The following is a 17,037-nucleotide window of genomic DNA, read 5'->3' on the forward strand; positions in this document are numbered from 1 at the left end:
GCTACCCGTGGCTCCGGTGTCACCCGTAGCTCCAGTAGCTCCAGTGCTTCCAAACGGAAAACAACAGGTCGTCCCAGTAATGCCTGACGGAATGAGCAGGCACTGGAGCTGAGCCAGCAGGGCAAGCTCGTTTAAAAATGTACAATTCAAAACCGATTGTACGCTGTTATTTACCTCCAGAAGCTCGGCAATGCTCCCTGCGGGTGGTGTAAGGCCGGGAAGGGTCCCGACGGCATATTGTATTTTCTCACCTTCAGCATTAATCAGGTGACTTAATGACAGCTCTTGAAAGGCGATGCAGGCAAGCAGTGCATTGATGTTGTTTTCATCGATATTTCCAGGTGTAAGTCCATTCATATCACGCTCACTCCTTTATCGCTTCATCGCAATTATCGTATGCGTCAGAGCAAGCAGGAGGAACGGTTATGAGGCTTCCGCCTGATGGGAGGCGTCGACTCATGCGTATATTAATCGGTAGCCCGGTGCATCAGAAGCCCGAGATATTAGCTTTATTTCTTCAAGCTTTGGAGCGGCTGGAAGCACCCGATGTGCTGCCGGATTATTTGTTCGTCGATGATAATGACAATCTGGCTTCAAGCCAATGGCTGGCCGATTTTGCGGACCGGCTCCCGGGGCGTGTTTTGCCCCCGCTGTCAGGCTTGCAGCAATATGAGAACCGAAGTGATGAGCATACCCATTATTGGCCGCCTTCCCTCGTTTGGAAAGTGGCCGGATTCAAAAATCGTCTCATTGACTACGCGCTTCAGCATCATTACGACGCACTATTTTTGGTCGATTCAGACCTGATCCTCCATTCCCGCACCTTATGCAGACTGGTCGAGACGGAGAAGGATATCGTATCCGAGATTTTCTGGACACGCTGGCAGCCCGATGGGACGTTATTGCCTCAGGTGTGGGTCAGTGATGAATACAATCTGTTCCATCGTGAAGAAGGTGAAGTGCTATCGGCAGAAGAGCGGGCACATCGCGAGCTGCAATTTATACATCAGTTGCATGTTCCCGGTTTGTATGAGGTAGGCGGTCTGGGTGCGTGTACCTTAATCCGTAGAAGGGCGCTGGAAGTTGGAATTCATTTTGGTAAAATCCCTAACGTTTCTTTTTGGGGAGAGGATCGACATTTTTGCATCCGGGCGGCGGCGTACGGGTTTCCGCTTTTTGTAGATACGCACTATCCTGCCATGCATTTGTACCGGGAAGCGGACCGCATCAAGGCAGAACAATTGCTACTGACCCTGAATGGAATTACGCAGGGCGCTGTTAATAGGGACGACCAAGAAGCTTCAAACACTTCCAAAACTTCAGATATTTTAGAAAATTATCCATCCAGCACTTCCTCTACGTCGCCTGAAATTACCATTCCACGGGATCTCCGCGAGTCTGCTGTCTTTGCAAAGCATGCTACGGATTCTTTTGTCGTGCCACCCGTTTTCTCTGGTCCACGACATAGTGAGCTTCATGCTCCGCCTGTCTCCAGGCCCAAACTGACGCTGAGCATGACGGTATGCAATGAGGCAGATCGCAAGCTCGCAGAAGTGCTCCGAAGTCATCGGGAATATATTGATGAAGCGGTCATTATTGATGATGGCAGCCGTGATGATAGTGGTGAATTGTGCCAAGACCTGCTAAAGGGGATTCCACTGCGTTTGATCCGTAATGAAAGGGCCTCCTTTACGAATGAAGTGGAGCTGCGGAAGCAGCAGTGGAGAGAGACACTGGCATCTTCCCCGGAATGGATTTTAAACATGGATGCTGACGAAATGTTCGAATCCCGATTTGCCCAAGGTGTGCATGCTCTATTAGCCGGAACGAAAGCCGATACCATTTGTTTCAGGCTGTTTGATATGTGGTCTCCCACGCATTATCGCGATGATGATTACTGGCAAGCTCATCGTTACTACCGCCCTTTTTTGACTCGATACCGGGATAGCTTCCCTTATAAATGGAAGGAGCAATATTTGCATTGCGGGAGATTTCCCGATAATGTGCTTGAGCTTCCGAGTGAGATTAGCGACTATCGTATCCAGCACTGGGGCTGGTATACACCAGCTATTCGCACCGCCAAATACGAGCGTTATCAACAGTTGGACCCGGATGCCTGTTATGGGTGGAAGGAACAATATGAGTCCATATTCGATCCAACTCCCCGGCTCATTCTCTGGATAGACCCAGACCGAGAGGGTGTAAAAAATAAACATGAGGCTGAATCTGAAGACACTAGCGGTGTAAATTCCGATGTGAATACGGGCACGAATATCCAAGATGCGATTACCGAGGATACCTATCCTGCTAGAGCTGAGAATAGAATTGAAGCAATTCATACCGCTGAAGCTGTTCAAGTGGCGAACGGTGTCCATCTCGTTGAACCTGCTCCTGTTCATGAAGCGGCTAACCCTGCGAATCCTGTCAACAAGAATGCTGTCGCTAAGATTGCTGGTGTTCATGCTATTATTGGCTCCCATGCTCTTACCAAAAGCGAAATAGAGGACGCACTTTATGGAAAAGGGAAGGGGGAAGCACAGGGCATGGCTTGCAAACTGTGCGGCTCGTCCAATACGGCGGTGTTTCATCGGTATGAACATTTTACATTGATAGGATGTGGCTCATGTGGGCTTATTTTTCGCAATGATGTGGATCGGATACAGCCTGAGAATATGATCGCAGATATCTATAACGTCAAATGGGTCGCCATGCGCGATAGTGCAGCCGCCTCAACCTACGGGGATCATGCTCTTTTCGGACTCATGCTGCTGGATATGTTCAGTCCCGGTAAAGGAAAATTACTGGAAATTGGATCAGGTACCGGAGAATTTATTCATGCTGCCCTTCAAAGTGGATGGAATGCTGTGGGCATTGAGCCTTCCATAGACTCGCGCGCATATGCCAAATACAAATATGACGTGGATCTGCTGCCGGGCTACTGGAATGGCGATACAGAAACGGAAACAGAAGAAGAAGCGGCGAATGAAGCGCCAGAAACAGAGGGAGATACTGCCTTAACACTGGATCACGAATATGAGGCTGTTGCATGCTGGCATGTGCTGGAGCATATTGCAGACCCGGTGGCGTTTTTAACAGATTTACGCGAGCAGCTTCCACCGGATGGAACGTTATACATTACAGTACCCAACAAAAACTCGTTTACAAATGAGGCTTATGGTGTTCACTCGCCTTTATTTACCGAGGAAGATCATTTGTATCATTATTCAGAGCACACGCTGACACGTTTGCTGGCGGAGTCCGGTCTGCACCCGGTGGCCCTGTTCACCCGCCAGCTCCCTTCCGGTCTGGACGCCTTGATAGAGGCGCATCCTTTGTATGGCGAGCTTACTTTCATGGAGCGGATGGGGCTGTTGGCCAAACTTCAAGGCGAGAAACGTGGTCATGAGCTATGCTGCGTGGCAAGGGCGATCTGAGCTGGCTGGGGGAATATACGCTCTGAATCCATACCGTTTCACCTTTCATTCAAAAGGAGGCTATATCCCATGAATACCGCTGATCCGTACCTCTCCCGCTTTTTCGTACATTCCGATCCCAATACCTCCAGCCTGATCTACAGGCTGCCCCAAAGCTGGTGGAGCCGTCCCTATGAGTATGAGTGGTGTCTGCACTTTATGTCCGGGCAGGATACGGTGCTTGACGCGGCATGTGGTATCCCGCATCCGTTCAAGTTTGAGCTGGCCCGCCGCTGCGCTCAGGCCTATGCCTGTGATCTGGATATGAGGATCGTTTCCGTGGATGCCATATTGGCCGAGGTGCGCCGGGATATCGGAGAGGAGGCTGCCGAGCGTGTCCAGGAAATTTTACCGGTTCGTCTTCACTCCGCGCATGCTAATCTAACCGCCTTGCCTTATGAGACGGCCAGCTTTGACAAAATTGTATGTATATCAGTGCTGGAGCATCTAACCCCTGATGACTTGTTAGCTACCCTGCGTGAATTTCACCGGACTTTACGAGATGACGGAATGCTTCTGCTGACGTTTGATTACCCTACGGTTAATCTGTCTGCGATGGAGCAATGGATAGGTCAGGCGGGGTTTTCGTACTGGAGCGAGGTTGATCTTAACCTTCCGCCGGATGCCTTGCGCACAGATTTGTGGGGCGGTTTGCATTGTTTCAGGGCTGTTTTGAAAAAATACAAGAGCTAACGGTATGCGCAATGAGGTTTACACGGACCTCTCTTATTGCTTATCATGAGAGGGGTCGGAACTGTAAACCTACATAGGAAAGGAATGACTGACAACTACATGAACAATGCACCTGTGTTGAAGAAACCTGAGGCTATGGTATTTGATATGGATGGTACACTTTTTCAGACGGAGACGTTGCTGCTTCCTGCTTATCACAAGCTGTTTGATACGCTGCGCGCCGAAGGTCTTTTTGAAGGAGGGACGCCTCCAGAGGAGCTTATTTTGAATAGTTTGGGTATGCTGCTGGACGAAATCTGGAGAAGAGTGATGCCGGAAGCCAGCGAAGCGGCCCACAGAAGAGCGGACGAGCTGCTGCTCCAGCTGGAGCTGGAGGGATTGAAGAACGGAAGTCATGCCCTGTATCCGCATGTAAAAGAAACGCTCCAAACCCTCCATGAACAGGGTGTAAGATTGTTCGTAGCCAGTAATGGGCTGGAGGATTATGTGAAAGGGATAGCGGCTGCATATGAAATGGTCCCGATTTTTGAAGGATTGTATAGCGCTGGTGAATACAGCACACTATCCAAAGTGAATTTGCTGGAGATTTTGTTGAGTAAGCACGGGATTTCCAACGTATGGATGGTAGGTGACCGTTCTTCCGATGTGGAGGCAGGCAAAAAGAACGGACAAACAGTCATCGGCTGTGCCTATGCTGGATTTGGCGTAAACGACGAGTTGAAGGGTTCCGATGCGATTATTACGGACTTCACGCAGCTGCTCACATTGTATAAAAACGCAAAGTAACCATTAAGGTATATCAGACATATCACAAAACAAAGGAAGGCTGCCGCTTTTACGCGGAGCCTTCCTTTGCCTTATTCTCTGTTTTGCTCTCTGTGTTGTGATCCGTCAGAGGTTTTGGATTAATTTGTGTGTGATAGACCCATAAGGCGTATTCCATGGGCTTGGCGATAGAGCGGCGGTAGGTTTCTTTTTCACCAATACGTGCAAATACCTCGCGTGCTGGCTTCGGATTGACCTCCAGTACGTAAATGTGACCGTCCTTGTTGATCGCCAAATCGAGCGCGAGCTCGCATAATGCCCCGTAGCTTTCCTCCAGATAAGCTGCGATATCCAGCCCGAGCTTTTCCCCTTGCTTGGTGATCTTATCTCTCTGATCTTCATTACGAATCCATTGTGTCAGCAGCTGATTCATCGGTACCGCCTTGCCTCCGCCATGCAGGTTGGAAGTAACGCTGCGATGTGCCCCGATCCGTCCTGCGCATCCAGTTAACTCCCATGTCCCCTGGCCATTTTTTTGCACCAGCATGCGATAATCATGAACCCTGCCATTCGGCAGTTGCACAGGAATACCTTCCTGAACAATGTAATTGTCCATGTTCCAACTGCTCAGACGCGGCTCCAGACGGTCCAGACGCACCCGCTGCTGAGGAATAATATGACGTTTGCGATTGCGGCCCTCGACCAGATACAGTCCCCCTTGCTTGTTAACAGGCTCAATGCGCAGAATTCCACGCCCCCCCGTACCGTTAATCGGCTTTAGGTAGACCAGTGAATTCTTTTTGAGCATCCGCTTAACACTATGAAATCCTGTGAACGGCTCCGTATCGGGCAGATGCGGTCGAAAGGCGGCCCTTCTCGCAAGCTGCTGATGAATGGCCCATTTGTTACTCAGCGGTCGGTTTAAATATACGAGATCCGTATATTGCACCCGAAATTGCTTTAACTGCTGATACCGCTCACTGCGCTGTACCCGGCAACGATCGAAAATCATATCAGGGAATTTCCGCCATTTAAGGGTCCATTTTCCGCTTTGTGGATCATAGATTTGGGCAAGAAGCAGCCTGCGATCCTTATGGACATCTGCAGGAGTGAATACATACATATCCAGTCCCAGTCTGTTCCCTTCTGCAATCATGCGCTCATATATGTCGCGCTCCTCCAATTGCTTCTTGTTGTTCAAATACAAGGTCATGATGCCTAGGACAGGTTTTGGCACAGCATTCCACCTTCCTCTGCCGTCTGCTCATCTTCGGATAACTCCCCGCGAAATATTAGCGTAGGCTTTCCGGTCGGTCCAGTCGTCATTTCATGCGCAACAAGTCCAGCGCGAAAGCAGGTTTTGAGACTGGCCATATTGTCGGCGGCCACGCTGCACGTCAGGCGGCGCAGCTGTTTGAGCTGGGCGGACAGCAGTCTAGCGCCCAGTCTGCGGCCCCGGTAAAGCGGACGAACGATCACGATGCACGCATCCTCACCGTAATTCAGAGCGAGGCAAAATCCCGCAATCCGCAGCCCTTGCTCCGTGCGCAGATAAGCGCACAGGAGGGAGGAGCCGGGTAATTTTAATTGCTCCGGCGTTAAAACGGCCAGCTGCCGCAAGGCATTGCGGGTAATGCGCATGCCGCCCGAGCTACGGGCCAGAAATAGCAGCTGCCGTCGTCTCAGCAGCCAGCTCCGGGCAGGCAAATGTTGAACATCGCTTATTTGCGGCATGATTCCACTTCCTTGACTCATAATTTCATTCGTCCGGCCAAATAGGAGCTGTACTGGAATATGCGTCTCAGCGATTTTTGACGAATTTCTGGCTCGTCAAATTTCATCGGTTTGGAGTTGGCTTCAAAAAACCAGAGGATTCCGAACGTATCTACGCCCAAATCCATGGACATTTCGCCGTGGGAAAGACCGGAGCCTCGTTCAATTTGGCGTGCAATCTGTATGGCGGTACTTTTAATCTTGTTCAACAGATCCTTACTGTTCTCAGGTCCAAACAGCGCAGATAGCAGCTTGAACGGGTCTTCCACACTTCCGCCGCGCGGAACATGCGTTGTAATGCTCCCCTTACCCGCCAGTCTGGCACCGACTCCCGTAGTGCTCCAAGAGCCATGGGTGTTTTTTTGCACCAGGATACGCAGGTCGAAGGGCTTTTTCTGATAGGTTGCCAGCTCTATGCCCTGCTGAATGATATAAGGCGAAGTGCCAGCTTCCCGGCGAATACGCCCCCACAGTCGGGACAGCGATACAGATCGGTAGGTTACGCTTTTTTTGTCATGCTGAATCGTCAGCCTGTAAGCCATGAGAAGGTCCGGTCGGTATTTGAGAATCATAATCCCTTTTCCGGCCTTGCCGTTCTCTGGCTTGAGATACAGGTATGGATACACAGACAGCATTTTGCCCAAGGAAGACAGGTTGCTTAAGCGTTTGGTCGCTGGTACGAACTGACGAGTGGATTCCGAAGCACGGAGCCATTTGAACAGCTCCCATTTGTTGAAAAAGCCCGGATTGTACAGTTCAATGCCAGAGGCATGAGAAATTTCATTCAGCTTTGTGCGAACAGAAGTTTTAAGCTCATAGTTGCGGTTCGGGATGCGATTATAAATGATTTGCGGTAGTGGAAAATTTTGTTCCTCCCACATCTGTGAGGTCTTGTTGAAAATATAGCCCCTGACTGTCTCCGATGTCAGCTTCAGGTCCCTGACGGTAACAATGTACACCTGATAGCCCATCCGCGTCCCCATTTCAAGAATATCCCTGAAATTGCGCCGATTTCCCTTGAAAAATTGTCCTTCGTCGTGCACGGTCAATATGGCAACGACTGGTTTGTACTCCGCCCGGGTATTCATAGTTCCTCTTTTCTGCGGAATTTACTGAGGTAAAGACAGTGGTCCAAAATATGCTCCACGGATGCTTTACCCTCCGCACGCAACGATGGATGCTGAAAAATGGATCGCCCGGGCTTGGAATTGGCTTCGAACATCCATACCTTTTCCTGTTGGTCAATGCCCAGATCGAAGCCGATTTCACCCAGCAGATGCTGGTGATGGTACTCGATGGCTTCTGCGAGTGTAACCGCTACGTTCTTGGCACGCTGAAGCACCTCGCCCGCCCGGTCTCCGAATACCCGGTTCAGCGCCTGCTCGGGTGTCATGAGGGAGCCGCCGTTTTTAATATGGGTCGTGACACTGCCGCGTCCGGCTTTTTTGGCTCCAATTCCGACGACGACCCACTGGTTGTTGCCGTTCTTGTGCATATGAAATCGGAAATCAATCGGGCAATTGTCAATCTCAATCAGCTGGATACCCTGCTGAATGACGTAGCCCTTTAACGTCTGGCCCTGATTGGAGTGGAGCATACGTAGCATAGAGTTAAAAGAGTTGAAGCGCAGCAATACATTGCTGTTTTTCTTACGGTACCTTACATAATAACCTTGCTTGGGAACATGGGAGAGACGGTAAATTCCTTTACCGAGACTACCTCCGCTTGGTTTGTAATAAGCAAATTGATGACGCTCCAGCATGCCTCGGATACGTTCAGAGCTGGGATTCATATACGATTCGGGGACATAACGGTTAACCTCGGAATTATTTTCCAGAAGATGATAGATATCCGACTTGTTGAAGAAGCTCCAGTTGAAAAAGGGAATCCGTTTGCGGGAAAAGCGTTCGCGCAGCTGATTGATCGCCGGGGAAAAATCAGAGCGGCGGCTCGGCAGCCGATTGTAAATCACGTCCGGTAAAGGTACGATTTTGCGTGAAAATACCCCGCTTGATGACAGAAAATAGCCGTTAATCGTATCGTTTTGCCAGTTGATATCCCGAGGAGTGAAGGCAAAAATATAAGAATTCTTGCTGCCTTCCTTCAGCAGTTGCTTAATGAAGCCCGTGCGTGAGCCAAAAGGGCGGGTGGCAGAGGCTGTGCCGTCAGACAGCACGCCAATTAACGGTCCAAGCTGTATATCTCCGTCCAGATTCCGCAAATAGATGGATCCGCTTTTAGGAACACGGATGGCATTACGCAAGCTTGAGGTCAGGTACAGATGGCGTCCCGCCTTCTGAATCGGTTTTATCGTGGTGGGAATCTGATCCTTACCGAGCCGCAGACGAATGGACTTGGTTCCGGATAATTTAAGGCTTTTCAACAAGGCAGTGGATATATACGCCACCTTGTCGGGCTGCTGTGAGAAATGCACGTTGCAATGCGTTAAACTCATCTGTTTATCCTCCTATACCATATGTTCAAGGGAGGTGTCTGCGCCCTTTGACCCTGTCACTTTGGAATGGGTCATTAAATATCGAGCATATTCGAGTGGGCGGTTGACTGACCGGAAAGCACACTTTGGCTGACGGGTCTGGAAAAAGGCGGCCCGACCCGGCCGGGAATTAACCTCCAATAGCCAGATGTTCCCACTCCGGTCAATACCATAATCAATCCCCAGCTCGCCAAGGCGACCATATCGCTCCTCCAGCGCCCTGGTAATGGTCAGGGACAGCGCCATCATCTGCCCAATGATGAGACGCGTGCTGTCCGCGCCATATTGTTCACGAAGGTAAGGTTCTGCCGGATGGGCTGCGCCCCCTCCGTGCAGATTGGAAGTCAGGGTTCCTTTCCTGCCTTCTCTCACGGCAAAGCCCGTCAGACGCCAGCAGCCCTTTCCATCCTTTTGCATGAGCGCGCGGACATCAAAGGGATGACCGCTTTGGCTCGTTAATTTCAAATAAGGCTGCACGATATAAGAGCGTCTGCCTGCAATCACGTTGACCCATGACAATCCGGCATCCAGCTCGGAAAACAAGCGCCGGAACGGACGGTTTCGGGAGTCTCTGCCCTGCACGAGCAGTCCGGCGTCTCCATCCGATAGCCGGAGATACAGCGTGCCCTTGCCGTGCGTTCCGGTCTGGGGCTTCATAAATAGCGCCGAATGGCGGTGCAGCCATTCCACAAGCTGAGCCGTGTCTCGGTAAGGCGCCGTAGGCGGCACAAAGGGACGCACTTCATCTATCGTGTGCAGCGCACGGTACACTTGCCATTTGCCGGGCAAGTTACGCGACCAGTAGATGAGCTTGCGTGATCCCTGCTCTGCCATGTGCTGCAGCGCGTGCCCGGCGTTCCGGCTCCCGTGGGCATGGAAACAGCGGTTATACACAATATCCGGCAGGGGAAAGCGGCTGGATGTCCATACTCCGTCGCGATAGGCATAACCTCGTATGGAGTGTTCTTCGGGCGAAATTCCTTCCGTGGTAAACGCCATTACGTTAAGGCCGGAGCGCCTGCCCAACAGACTTAGCCTGCGGCAAAACTCCGCTTCGGTAATCGGGGGAATCGCCGCCTGATTCCGGCTGACGAGCACACCCAGTGTGTCTGGTACGACAAGAGACACCGATAACAGCCTCCTTTGGCAGCCGAATTCCGTAAGAGACGGATTCATTTGAATCCGGCTGAAAAACAGCAATATTCAATCATTTTTTTCACGGACGGCCGAGTTTTCTGATCATTTAACGGCGTATTGTCATTTTTCGACGGCTTGGAGTTGACCTCCAGCAGCCAAATATGCCCCGTGCTGTCAATCGCCAGATCAATGCCAAATTCCGCAAAATGGGCAGGGATCGCTTTCTCAACTCCGTTTGCAATTTCGAGCGCGGCTGTCTTAAGATGGGTCTGGCCGTTCGACTTGGTTAAGGCAGGCAGCGTGGTTTTGGCCAAGGCCTCCTTGACTGTGCTCAGCGTGCCGCCTCGCGCCAGATTGGACACAAAATGGCTGCCCCCGGCAATCCGGGCGACGATGGAGGTCACGGTCCATGCGCCAGAGGCGTTTTTCTGCACAAGCGCACGAAAGTCAACCGGACGCTTGCCGTGATCAATCAGGGTAAGGCCCTGCTGGAGCTGGAAGCGCGTCGTTTTCATTTTTCCTGCCATACCTTTATACAGCTTCTCGATCGTGGCATACGTTTGCTTTCGTGGTGCGCCGGCGGTAGTGGACAGCACGGAAAAGGTGCCATCGGCTTGCTTCGTAATGCGCATAATGCCTTTGCCCAGACTTCCCCGCACAGGCTTGAGAAAAACAGTGGGGTACTGGTTGCACATTTTTTTGAAGACCGCAAAGGTTTGCAGCAAATGGGACTCGGGTAAATACTTGCGCAGGGATGAATTGGATTTAAGCGCATCGAATACTTCATTTTTATCCAGAAACTTTTCATTGAAAATGGCCGTGCCGTACTGCGATTTTACTTCTTTCATAAAATGCTGTACGCTAGTTCTGTTCTCGAGTTTACGAGAGGTAAGCCGGTTATTGACGACATCCCCGGCGGGCATGACCGTCTTTTTCCAGCCTCCGTCATAGACCCATCCCTGAACGCGTCCGGGCTGACTTCCGATATGCTCCGGGGTGAAAAAATACACATATGCTCCTTGTCTGCGGCATTCCCCGATCAGTTCACGGCAGAACAGGGTGATCGACCCGAAAGGCTTGTCGGGCTGTTCGGGATAGTCCCGACTGACCAGCACGCTAATAAGTGGGCCCACTCGAATTGTCCGGCGTCCTCGGCTGTAGGTTACTCGCAGCTCGCAATTGGCATGAAGTCCCATTTTTCGGGCCAGCACGCTTCCCACACGTAGGCCGCTGTAACGGGGTACCGAAATGACGGTAACCTGCTGGCGGAACGAACCGAAGGCGAGCTGTACGGGGTGGCCTTCGGATATTTTCCATTTGCGAAGCAAGGACTCGCCGACCATGAGTACGTCATCCTGCAAGATGCCCGATCCGATGATTTGAATCCTTGTTTTTTTGATGGACATCGTGGATCTCCTTCCGGGCAGCAACTTGATGTCTTAAAAGTAACGGGAAACGTGAAGGGGCTGTAATAGCACTGATTCATCATATGAGGACATATATCCCTTGGTGATTGACGGACAATGTGAAATGTTTGCACGATTATTTGAAATTGGAGGAAATAACGAATATGAATATCTATGACAAAGCCCATGATTTGGCAAAAGCGTTGAAGGAAAGCAAAGAGGTGGAGGAAATTACGTCAGCGATGAAGCTGATTGAAACCGACCCGGAAGCCAAGAAAATGCTCGACGATTTCCGTGAGCGCCAAATGGAAGTACAACAGCGGATGATGAGCGGTGATATGCCGGCACAGGAAGAGATGGAAAAAATGGAAAAGCTATTCGAGGTGCTTAGCCTGAACCTGAATATCTGCCGTCTGTTCGATGCCGAACGCCGCCTGAGTGTGATCATTGAGGATGTCAACAAAATTATCGCAGACAGCCTTCAGCATTTGTACGGTTCGTCTCTGTAAGTTTGTCTCATATTCCTTCCTGCCCTCTCATAGACTAGATACATAGAGTCACAGGGAGAGGAAGGGATAACATTGGGTACTTTTAAAAAATGGAAACACGGCTTGTACACACTGATTGCGCTGGCTATGGTGCTTACCGCGCTGCCGCGCATCTCGCTTACGGGCGGATTGAACTGGGTCAACGGCTTCGGTATCGTATGGGTATTGTTTGCGTTGCTTGTCATCGGAGCGAATCTGCACTTTTTGCTTGGCGTGGATGAGGAAAAACGGAAAACGCTGGAGCGTGTGCGGCGGGCCAAAATGAAGCAGTGGCAGATGAAATGGGATAAAGAAGCTGATAAAGGTAGCACGCTATAAAAAGTTTCCTCCCGGCTTGTCATGAGCATGCTCTGATGCTGCCGATCCGTGATAGTTAAAAAAGCGGTCCCTGTAAAAAGGAGATCGCTTTTTGCTATTTCCGGCTCTGATATGTCGTGATTAACGAGGGTCTAAAAAGACGGAATTTTGTGCTATAATAGATACAGAATGATACAGATTGAACGTTGGGGGTGTAACAGAGTTGGACGGGCTAGATGAAGCAGTTACGAAGCATGAGCAGCTATTGCGTCATATCGAGCAGTTGAAAATAGGCTCCAAAATTTCTGTGCGCAGGTTGGCTAAAGAAATGAGCGTCAGCGAAGGAACGGCCTACCGGGCCGTGAAGGAAGCGGAGAACCTGGGAATTGTCATTACCAAGGAACGCATCGGGACGGTGCGGGTGGAAAAGCGTCCACGCGGGTTGTCCGAGCAGCTGACCTTTGCCGATGTCGTGAATATCGTGGAGGGACATGTGCTGGGGGGAAGCGAGGGGCTGGAAAAGCCCTTGCACAAGTATGTCATTGGAGCGATGCGCGAAGAGGCTATGGCCCGATACATTGATGCAGGCAGCTTGCTGATCGTCGGTAACCGCGAGGATGCACATTCCCTTGCGCTAGAGCAGGGAGCAGGCGTACTGATTACAGGCGGCTTTGGTACGAGCCGGGAGGTTAAGCAACTGGCGGACCAGATCAGTTTGCCGATCATTTCTTCGCGTCACGATACCTTTACAGTGGCCTCTATGATTAATAGAGCGATTTTCGACCGCTTGATCAAAAAGAAGATTATGCTGATTGAAGACATCGCGGCAGGTAAACCGAAGACGCAGACCTTGAAAATCAACAGTACCCTTACCGAATTTGAAGAGCTTTCGGTGACGACTGGAAATCACCATTTTGCGGTGGTGGATGAATGGAACCGCCTGATCGGTATCGTCAGCCGCAAGGATGTGGAGGGACTGCAACCCGAGCATACGATGGACAAATGCCTGATCCGCAATCCGGTAACGGTGACCTACCAGACCTCGCTCGCTTCGGCCGCGCAGATGATGGCGTGGGAAGGTGTGGATTATTTACCGGTCGTGGACCGCAACCGCAAGCTGTTGGGGTCCGTCACACGGCGGGAGGTACTGGATGCCTTGCGCAACGCCCAAAAGCAGCCACAGCTCGGCGAGACGTTCGACCAGCTCATTTGGAACGGATTTGCAGAGGAGCGTGATGAGGACGGATCATTATTTTTTCGGGGCTTCGTCATTCCTCAGATGGCGACCAATCTGGGCACCATTTCGGAAGGCGTGCTGGTCAATGTGATGACACAAGCGGGCTACCGGATTGCCAGAGATATGAGCGGGAAGGATTATGTGTTGGACAATTTAACGACCTATTTTATCAGACCCGTACAGATTGAGGATGCCATAGTCCTTCGTCCGTTGTTGCTGGAAACAAGCCGCCGCACCTGCAAGCTGGAAATTGCAATTTCACGGGAAAATCAATTGGTATGCAAAGCAGTGATGACGCTCCACTCCATTGAACACGGTTAGTGTCCATACGTGTGTAGTAAGAGGAGTCGGAGTAGAGCAGCTCAATGACTTTCCGGAAGTCTTTCTTTTGCCTCCAGCCAAATTTGCAGCACACCTTCCATTACAAGCATCGTTTTGACCTGGATCGTATACTCCTTGTCACGAACGGTGTATTTTTTTTGGTGAAGCAGCATGCGTACCAGCTTGCTGTCGGAATCAATCTCGAACATGTCCCGGCCTCGCAGTACCTCCAAATCCCGGCTGACGCGGCGAAGAAGCTCCTTTAGATTAATAGAGTCAATCTTTTCGGCAGAAGTTTCTTCAGCAATCAATTTGATTTCCTTGACAACAGTCTGACGCTTGCTGTATTTGCGCAGGGTTCTATTGTCCTCCTGCGCTTGCTGGAGCTGGAATTGGAGGTCTTGATTGTTCGTCCACAGCTCATTGAAGCTGGCGTGCCAAATGGCATTGTAGACAATCGCTCCGGTAATCATGCCAAGCACAAACACAGAGGATAATTGCATAAAAGGGTGCAGGCGCTCAAAGGGGGGCACTCTCATGGTCTTTTCACCTCATGGTCGTCCGTTGCCGCATACCCATTTGACCAGCTCTGCACCCATATGAGCGCCTAAAAAGGCGAAAATCAAATATAGTATTTGCTTAATGGCAGGCGACAAATTACCATCCAGCACATTGCTCTCAATGACCCGGATCGGGTCCATCGTTCCCCCCACAGCGGCGGCAAGCGCCCATATTTTAATTCTTCCGGCAACCTCCAGCATCGTCTGGGTAGGTGGCTGAAGCGATACCACAGCTCCCATTCCGCCGAGCATGGCTCCCCCGAGCACGATGCCGAAGGCAATGAAGAAGTCGAGAATCGCTTTGGATATAAAAGTGCTCATGCTCTTTTCCTCCTTAGGTATAAGAATCAGGACCGCGCTTGTCCGTCCGGGTCTGTACTTTTATTGTATGGGCGCTACCAACGCGGATATGATAAAATAGTTTGAAGAAAAACAAGCGGTGAAAGGAAGAGAAGCGCATGAGTTCATTTGTGCATTTGCATGTTCACAGCGAGTACAGCCTGCTGGACGGCGCGGCTCGTACCGCGGAGTTGGTCAAACAGGCATCAGCTTATGGAATGAAGGCACTGGCCCTTACGGATCACGGGGTGATGTATGGTGCCATTCCTTTTTACAGAGCGTGTGTAGAGAACGGCATTAAGCCGATTATCGGGTGTGAGGCCTATATGACGGCTGGCTCGCGCAAGGAGCGTGGCAGCCGGAAGGATCAGCCCATATATCATTTAATTTTGCTCGCCAAAAATAAAACAGGCTATCAAAATCTGATGAAGCTGTGCTCTATCGGCCATTTGGAGGGGTTTCACTACAAGCCACGTATCGACATGGAAGCGCTGGCTGCCCACCATGAAGGCATCATATGCCTGAGCGCATGTTTGGGCGGTGAAGTGCCGCAGCATTTGCTGCATGGCCGGGAAGCCGAGGCAAGGCGGGCGGCGGAACGCTACCGCAACATTTTTGGCGATGATTTTTATCTGGAGCTTCAGGATCACGGTCTGTCGGAGCAAAAGCGCGTAAATCCTCTTCTGATCGCGTTGGCGAAGGAGCTGGATATTCCGCTGGTAGCTACGAATGACGTGCATTATCTGACCGAGCCGGATGCAGATGTACAAGACGTTCTGATCTGCATTGGAACAGGCAAGACGGTCGACGATGAGGAACGCTTGCGCATACCGACACGTCAGTTGTACCTGAAAAGCCAGGAGGACATGGCTCGCTTGTTCCCGCATGTGGCGGAAGCGATCGATAATACGGTGCGTATTGCTGAAAAGTGTGAACTGGAGCTGGAATTTGGGCAATCTATTTTGCCAGAATATCGTCCGCTGCCGGAAGGCATGACTCCTTCGTCCTATCTGCGTAGTTTGTGTGTGCAAGGGCTGGAGCGTCGTTATGGGAGTGATCTGGCGTGGGAACAACCGGAGCAACGGGAAAGGCTGGAGCAGCGGCTCAGTTATGAGCTGAACACGATTGACAGCATGGGATTCAGTGATTATTTTCTGATCGTGTGGGATTTTATCGCTTTTGCTCATAAGCATAATATTGCTACCGGCCCGGGACGGGGTTCCTCGGCGGGCAGTCTGGTCGCTTATGTACTTAATATCACGAATGTGGATCCCATGAAATATAACCTGCTGTTTGAACGGTTTCTGAATCCTGAACGGATTAGCATGCCGGATATAGATATTGATTTCAGCGATGAACGACGGGACGAGGTTATCGACTATGTGGTGCAGAAGTACGGTAACGAGCATGTAGCGCAAATTATTACCTTCGGAACGCTGGCGGCAAGAGCCGCAGTGCGTGACGTTGGGCGTGCGTTGAATGTACCGTATGGAGAAGTGGACAAGGCGGCCAAGCTGATTCCGGCGCAGCTTGGGATTAATATCCGTCATGCGCTTGAGATCACCCCTGAGCTGAAGACACTGTATGAAACCAAGCCCAAGACGCGTGAGCTGCTGGATATGGCGATTAAAGTAGAGGGCATGCCACGTCATGCTTCGACCCATGCGGCGGGTGTCGTCATTTCGCGGACTCCGCTGACTGATGCAGTTCCGCTTCAAGAGGGGAGTGAAGGGGTTCCCCTGACGCAATACTCGATGGAAAATCTGGAGCGGATCGGTTTGCTGAAAATGGATTTTCTTGGACTGCGCACCCTCTCTATTATTGAACGCTGTATGCGTTGGATTACCGAAGAACATGGGGAAACGCCTGATTTTAGCCGCATTCCTGACAATGACCCACATACCTATGACATGCTGGGCAAAGGCGACACAGGCGGTGTGTTCCAGCTGGAGTCGGCGGGGGTACGCCGGGTGCTCAAGGATCTAAAGCCAAGT

At 51.0% G+C, this 17,037-nt stretch carries 15 protein-coding genes and 1 pseudogene; 7 read left to right on the top strand and 9 right to left on the bottom strand.

Going from position 1 to position 17,037, the window contains the following annotated elements; all coding sequences use genetic code 11:
* Positions 1–357: pseudogene (locus QD47_RS26035) on the bottom strand (hypothetical protein); the annotation flags it as partial.
* Positions 358–458: 101 nt separating this feature from the next.
* Between QD47_RS26035 and QD47_RS26040 the strand changes: the two are divergent.
* The 3 genes from QD47_RS26040 to QD47_RS26050 all read left to right on the top strand — a co-directional run bounded on the left by QD47_RS26040 (position 459) and on the right by QD47_RS26050 (position 4,952).
* Positions 459–3,434, top strand: coding sequence for a methyltransferase domain-containing protein (locus QD47_RS26040; RefSeq protein ID WP_044648842.1), 2,976 nt, complete (start codon positions 459–461; stop codon positions 3,432–3,434).
* A 69-nt stretch (positions 3,435–3,503) separates the two neighbouring features.
* A complete protein-coding gene (locus QD47_RS26045; RefSeq protein WP_044648843.1) occupies positions 3,504–4,166 on the top strand; it encodes a class I SAM-dependent methyltransferase in 663 nt (220 codons plus the stop codon).
* An 84-nt stretch (positions 4,167–4,250) separates the two neighbouring features.
* On the top strand, positions 4,251–4,952 hold the full coding sequence (locus tag QD47_RS26050; protein WP_082067307.1) for an HAD family hydrolase: 702 nt from the start codon (positions 4,251–4,253) through the stop codon (positions 4,950–4,952).
* A 49-nt stretch (positions 4,953–5,001) separates the two neighbouring features.
* Here QD47_RS26050 and QD47_RS26055 read toward each other — a convergent pair whose 3' ends face one another.
* The 6 genes from QD47_RS26055 to QD47_RS26080 are packed head-to-tail and all read right to left on the bottom strand — an operon-like array spanning position 5,002 to position 11,741.
* Positions 5,002–6,168 (bottom strand): YheC/YheD family endospore coat-associated protein, encoded by a 1,167-nt coding sequence (locus QD47_RS26055; protein ID WP_044648845.1) that lies wholly within the window; start codon positions 6,166–6,168, stop codon positions 5,002–5,004.
* Complete coding sequence (locus QD47_RS26060) at positions 6,150–6,665, bottom strand: GNAT family N-acetyltransferase (protein ID WP_044648846.1); 516 nt, start codon at positions 6,663–6,665, stop codon at positions 6,150–6,152. Before QD47_RS26060 ends, QD47_RS26055 begins: the two co-directional genes overlap by 19 nt.
* Before the next feature lie 17 nt (positions 6,666–6,682).
* Entirely contained in the window at positions 6,683–7,792 is a 1,110-nt protein-coding gene (locus tag QD47_RS26065) for a YheC/YheD family endospore coat-associated protein (RefSeq protein ID WP_044648847.1), read from the bottom strand.
* Positions 7,789–9,159: a YheC/YheD family endospore coat-associated protein gene (locus QD47_RS26070; protein ID WP_044648848.1), complete on the bottom strand. Its 1,371-nt coding sequence runs from the start codon at positions 9,157–9,159 to the stop codon at positions 7,789–7,791. The genes QD47_RS26065 and QD47_RS26070 overlap by 4 nt, the downstream gene beginning before the upstream one ends.
* A 12-nt stretch (positions 9,160–9,171) precedes the next feature.
* Positions 9,172–10,326: a YheC/YheD family endospore coat-associated protein gene (locus QD47_RS26075; RefSeq protein WP_044648849.1), complete on the bottom strand. Its 1,155-nt coding sequence runs from the start codon at positions 10,324–10,326 to the stop codon at positions 9,172–9,174.
* Positions 10,327–10,370: 44 nt separating this feature from the next.
* Complete coding sequence (locus QD47_RS26080) at positions 10,371–11,741, bottom strand: YheC/YheD family endospore coat-associated protein (protein WP_044648850.1); 1,371 nt, start codon at positions 11,739–11,741, stop codon at positions 10,371–10,373.
* A gap of 164 nt (positions 11,742–11,905) precedes the next feature.
* Between QD47_RS26080 and QD47_RS26085 the strand changes: the two genes are divergently transcribed.
* The 3 genes from QD47_RS26085 to QD47_RS26095 all read left to right on the top strand — a co-directional run bounded on the left by QD47_RS26085 (position 11,906) and on the right by QD47_RS26095 (position 14,144).
* Positions 11,906–12,250, top strand: a complete 345-nt coding sequence (locus QD47_RS26085; protein ID WP_044648851.1) for a YlbF/YmcA family competence regulator — start codon at positions 11,906–11,908, stop codon at positions 12,248–12,250.
* A 72-nt stretch (positions 12,251–12,322) separates the two neighbouring features.
* Positions 12,323–12,607, top strand: coding sequence for a hypothetical protein (locus tag QD47_RS26090; protein WP_014280689.1), 285 nt, complete (start codon positions 12,323–12,325; stop codon positions 12,605–12,607).
* Positions 12,608–12,809: 202 nt separating this feature from the next.
* Positions 12,810–14,144: a DRTGG domain-containing protein gene (locus tag QD47_RS26095; protein ID WP_044648852.1), complete on the top strand. Its 1,335-nt coding sequence runs from the start codon at positions 12,810–12,812 to the stop codon at positions 14,142–14,144.
* Between the two features lie 41 nt (positions 14,145–14,185).
* Here QD47_RS26095 and QD47_RS26100 read toward each other — a convergent pair whose 3' ends face one another.
* Positions 14,186–14,683, bottom strand: a complete 498-nt coding sequence (locus tag QD47_RS26100) for a hypothetical protein (RefSeq protein WP_044648853.1) — start codon at positions 14,681–14,683, stop codon at positions 14,186–14,188.
* A 12-nt stretch (positions 14,684–14,695) separates the two neighbouring features.
* Complete coding sequence (locus tag QD47_RS26105) at positions 14,696–15,025, bottom strand: YtrH family sporulation protein (RefSeq protein ID WP_044648854.1); 330 nt, start codon at positions 15,023–15,025, stop codon at positions 14,696–14,698.
* A gap of 137 nt (positions 15,026–15,162) precedes the next feature.
* Here QD47_RS26105 and dnaE point away from each other — a divergent pair.
* A partial coding sequence (gene dnaE, locus QD47_RS26110; RefSeq protein WP_044648855.1) for a DNA polymerase III subunit alpha occupies positions 15,163–17,037 on the top strand: 1,875 nt, incomplete at its 3' end.

Source organism: Paenibacillus terrae, from assembly GCF_000943545.1.
GTDB lineage: Bacteria > Bacillota > Bacilli > Paenibacillales > Paenibacillaceae > Paenibacillus > Paenibacillus terrae_A.

Coding starts and splice junctions, on each gene's coding strand:
- QD47_RS26040 (WP_044648842.1), top strand. CDS start 459: ATGCGTATATTAATCGGTAGCCCGGTGCATCAGAAGCCCGAGATATTA.
- QD47_RS26045 (WP_044648843.1), top strand. CDS start 3,504: ATGAATACCGCTGATCCGTACCTCTCCCGCTTTTTCGTACATTCCGAT.
- QD47_RS26050 (WP_082067307.1), top strand. CDS start 4,251: ATGACTGACAACTACATGAACAATGCACCTGTGTTGAAGAAACCTGAG.
- QD47_RS26060 (WP_044648846.1), bottom strand. CDS start 6,665: ATGCCGCAAATAAGCGATGTTCAACATTTGCCTGCCCGGAGCTGGCTG.
- QD47_RS26065 (WP_044648847.1), bottom strand. CDS start 7,792: ATGAATACCCGGGCGGAGTACAAACCAGTCGTTGCCATATTGACCGTG.
- QD47_RS26070 (WP_044648848.1), bottom strand. CDS start 9,159: ATGAGTTTAACGCATTGCAACGTGCATTTCTCACAGCAGCCCGACAAG.
- QD47_RS26080 (WP_044648850.1), bottom strand. CDS start 11,741: ATGTCCATCAAAAAAACAAGGATTCAAATCATCGGATCGGGCATCTTG.
- QD47_RS26085 (WP_044648851.1), top strand. CDS start 11,906: ATGAATATCTATGACAAAGCCCATGATTTGGCAAAAGCGTTGAAGGAA.
- QD47_RS26100 (WP_044648853.1), bottom strand. CDS start 14,683: ATGAGAGTGCCCCCCTTTGAGCGCCTGCACCCTTTTATGCAATTATCC.
- QD47_RS26105 (WP_044648854.1), bottom strand. CDS start 15,025: ATGAGCACTTTTATATCCAAAGCGATTCTCGACTTCTTCATTGCCTTC.